Origin of the sequence: Pseudomonas sp. 5Ae-yellow (assembly GCF_014077575.1) — a bacterium.
GTDB lineage: Bacteria > Pseudomonadota > Gammaproteobacteria > Pseudomonadales > Pseudomonadaceae > Halopseudomonas > Halopseudomonas neustonica.
In genome coordinates this window covers 1-3,415 of the sequence record NZ_JACGWE010000087.1, presented here as the reverse complement: position 1 = coordinate 3,415, position 3,415 = coordinate 1, and the positions used below count along the sequence as shown (strand labels likewise).

Genomic DNA, 3,415 nt, shown 5'->3' with positions numbered 1-3,415 from the left:
CGCTCAAAACGCGGTATCGATTGACCCATCGTGACCGCTCAGAGTACAAAACCCGTTCCAGCGTGAAGGCCGTGTGCAAATCGGTCACGATCACCGGAATGACCGGTCACGTTCGCCGGAATACGCAGGTTTCCCGTCAGCGAAGGCTAGCTCGAAAAGGCCTAGCAGGCTTATCACCGCTTCGGTCGCTGCTATTGAGCTGGGTGCCGATCATTGGTGACCCACTAACCGTAGTGGCGGGTGTCATGCGCGAAACACTCTCGAGTTTTCTGTTGATAGTGACACTGGCCAAAGCAGCCGGCTATTTGCTGCTGGCGGTCGTGACGCTTGGCTGGCTCGGGTGAGCGCGCGCGATGCCAACCTGGATCTGATCAAATGGCTGGCGATGCTGAGCATGCTCTTGGATCATTTGCGCTACCTCTGACCGCAGGCGGCTGATTGGCTATTCAGCGTCCCGGCCTTGTGTGGCTATTGCCTGCCGCACTTTGCCTGCTGGCCAGCAGCCGCAACCGCTGGCTCGCGGACTGGGAGTTCCAGCCCTATACCTTGCTGATTCTGCTCACAGCGTTCACCGCTCCCTTGCTTGGGCTATTGCTGCTGCGCCGCCCCGGCCGTTTCAGGAGCTGGCCGGTCAAACCCTGGGGTTATTGGTTCTACCCTGCCCATCTAGCAGCACTGCATCTGATCCGCTCGCTCAGCTAATGCAGATGCCTCACTTCAGAAGTCTTCTTGCTCCATGCAGGCCTTTTGTCATACCGTGCAAGTCTGACGCGTGTCACATATAACAAGAGGCTGAAAAGGAGCTCATCATGAAGAAGTTTTCTGCTGTTCTTATTGCCGCCGTTCTCGCCCTAACCTCCGTGGCAGCCCTCGCCCACAGCGATGGTACGGACTCGAAAGGTTGCCACCGCAACCACAAAACAGGCGATTACCACTGCCATTAAGCAATAGCCTGTAGCGACTGGCGGCCCCTCACATCTGTAGTACCCAGATACAGATGTACAGAGCCTGATAAAGAGTTTGAGATCCTGGTTTCATTTGTTTGGGCATAAAACTAGGACCCTGTTTCCGCCCCGGCATGTCCGGGACTTTTTATGCACGAATCTGCGGAGCGGGCCAGAATCGTCAGCACGGTGGGTCACCATCATTGGAATGGATGGGTCAGGACCTCCAGCGTAAGTGGGTCACAATCGTTGGAATTGGATGTCAGAAACGCTGGAATACACAATTTAATCGATGACTTTAACCGCAAAGCACTGGCGATGGACGTTGATCTGTCTCTGCCCACAGAGCGTGTCGTTCACGCCTTGGATCAAATGATCTTGTAGCGTGGCAAACCGCTCGCCATCCGCAGCGACAACTGCCCTGAGCACATTAGCAACAAGCTGGTAGCCTGGACTGAAACATGACATCCGTCGGGAGTACATCCAGCTGCAAAACGCCTACGTCGAGCGGTGCAACCTAACAGTGCAATACGACTGATTAGGGCATTACTTATTTGAGTCGATAGCTGCGGTGCAAGGTCAGAGATCGAACTGAATCTGGACATATAATCACGAGCGCCCAAATATGGTCCTCGGAGGCATTACCCTCAAACAAAAGCTGGCCCTAGGGACTTAACCTCTATTTCTAGCGAACGCTATGGATGGGGATTACCCATGAGTCGGCGCGAGGACTGTCACGGCAATGCCCCAATGGGGCGTTTATTTCGAAGCTTGAAAACGGAATGTATACTGGCGATGTGTTACATGACTGCATCGCTAGCCCGGTAGGATATTGGTCGATTTCCGATGCGTCGATACAACTGGCAACGACCACAACAATTCAACGCAGGGCTCGTGTTATGGAAAACTTAACTCAGTGTCCAGGATCACTTAACCACTACACTCAAAATACTGAGTGATTTGTACTTGAGTAATAGTGGCCTGGTTTTTTTGATTGAAGCATAAATATTGATTTATCTTTACCGCGTCTCAATTGTCCGCCTGATCTAAACCGTCCTGACGCTGATCTTGCCTTGCTTGGACGGCTTCTTGCTTTTGATGACCTGAGTGTTCCTCTTCAGATAAGCGAGTTTGTTTTTCACGGGCGTTTTCATGAAATCGCTTCGACCTATCCAAACCTTCTTCGGCACTGGCCATACCTACAAAGAATAATAGGGTGCTGCTGATCGCGATAGATTTTAAGAAGTTCATTTTAATCCCCTGCTCTTGTTAAGCTCGCCTATCGGATGGCGGCTTTTCACTGTTCACAGTTTAAGACTTCAAACCTGACAGCAAGGTGAGCGCAAAATTACAAAACTGTAATTTTTCATTGGGGAATTGTTGCCTGCTTGTGTTTTTAGCAAGCTCTAAAAGTCTAAGCGAAAGCCTATCTGTTGCTCAACTATGCCACTGCTCTAATAGGAAATCCATGTAGTGGTCGTAAGCGTATAGCCAACACACGCCCACATGACTGACGGTGTGTGGTTCAGTCCGTCGACTGCGTCCAGTATTTGTCCAATCGATCTGTAACGGGTATGCCCCCCTCAAGCTTTAAGACAGTACAGGTAAGGGCAGACAGCCATTCTTGATGCCTGGCTAAGCTACGTCCAAGGACGCTCCTCTCATCTACTGAGCTGCCCAAGCCAGAAATTCAGCCTGAATCTGCGCTAGGGCTTTTCAATACTATCTCCGTCGACCATTATCGCAAGCATGTGAAAAACATAGTTAAGCAGCTGCGAGGAGTACTGTTTTATATTTTTCCTTTTCCCAACGATTTCATCCTCGTTGACATGCCGCAATCTCAGGTACGCCTGAATCGACTTGCCTTGCGCAGCTTCTTGCAAATGAGTGCTTATTCCGAGCGAATGCCAAACATTCAGTTCTTCGATGCGCGCCTTTGGCGCAAGCAAAATATTTAATTCCCAGCGCCTTTTAGGTATGACCTTCTCAAGTGAATTGATGAATTTTCCTGCATCATCCAAGCAGGTAAATCGTATGCCCTGCTTCGTTTGGCTGGTGTTTTTTTTCCAGTAATCGATACACCACCTAATCGCTCCCTTATCTTTCCCGAATGCGTCTCGCAAAAGCGAGATCACTCTGTCAGTTTCCTTCGCTGTAGCCCTATCTTGAGGCCTTATGGGCGCTAGTGGGATCCCGATAGCGGTTGAGCTCATGCGCTTTGGAAAATGTCGCCGATTCCCAGCCTTGGTTACTAGATTTTGTATTTGCGTCGCCGCTTCCAGCCATCCTTTTATTTTCGTTTTATCAATGTAATAACGTACACAAAGCGTCGAGATAGGGTCACCCTGAATAGCCCCTAGTTTCGTAGACACCTCCAGGCCTTATAATCAAGGCACCCAGGAGGTCCAATGAGCAACTCACGCTACACCGAAGAATTCAAAATTGAAGCCGTCAAACAGGTGGCTGGCCGA

Annotated in this window: 4 protein-coding genes and 1 pseudogene; 3 read left to right on the top strand and 2 right to left on the bottom strand. The window is 50.3% G+C overall.

From position 1 onward, the window contains the following. The 3 genes and pseudogenes from H4J77_RS20460 to H4J77_RS19195 form a co-directional block, all read left to right on the top strand. Positions 1 to 344, top strand: a pseudogene (locus H4J77_RS20460) (hypothetical protein); the annotation flags it as partial. A 94-nt stretch (positions 345 to 438) separates the two neighbouring features. Beyond that, entirely contained in the window at positions 439 to 702 is a 264-nt protein-coding gene (locus tag H4J77_RS19200; protein ID WP_235869805.1) for a TraX family protein, read from the top strand. Between the two features lie 107 nt (positions 703 to 809). Beyond that, positions 810 to 944 (top strand): YHYH domain-containing protein, encoded by a 135-nt coding sequence (locus H4J77_RS19195; protein WP_123891463.1) that lies wholly within the window; start codon positions 810 to 812, stop codon positions 942 to 944. Between the two features lie 1,029 nt (positions 945 to 1,973). On the opposite strand, the gene H4J77_RS19190 is transcribed toward H4J77_RS19195, so the two are convergent. Continuing rightward, positions 1,974 to 2,195 carry a hypothetical protein gene (locus H4J77_RS19190; RefSeq protein ID WP_123891462.1) on the bottom strand — a complete coding sequence of 74 codons (222 nt, stop codon included), beginning with the start codon at positions 2,193 to 2,195 and terminating at the stop codon, positions 1,974 to 1,976. Between the two features lie 455 nt (positions 2,196 to 2,650). After that, positions 2,651 to 3,316 (bottom strand): hypothetical protein, encoded by a 666-nt coding sequence (locus H4J77_RS19185; protein WP_182250036.1) that lies wholly within the window; start codon positions 3,314 to 3,316, stop codon positions 2,651 to 2,653. Positions 3,317 to 3,415: the final 99 nt, after the last annotated feature.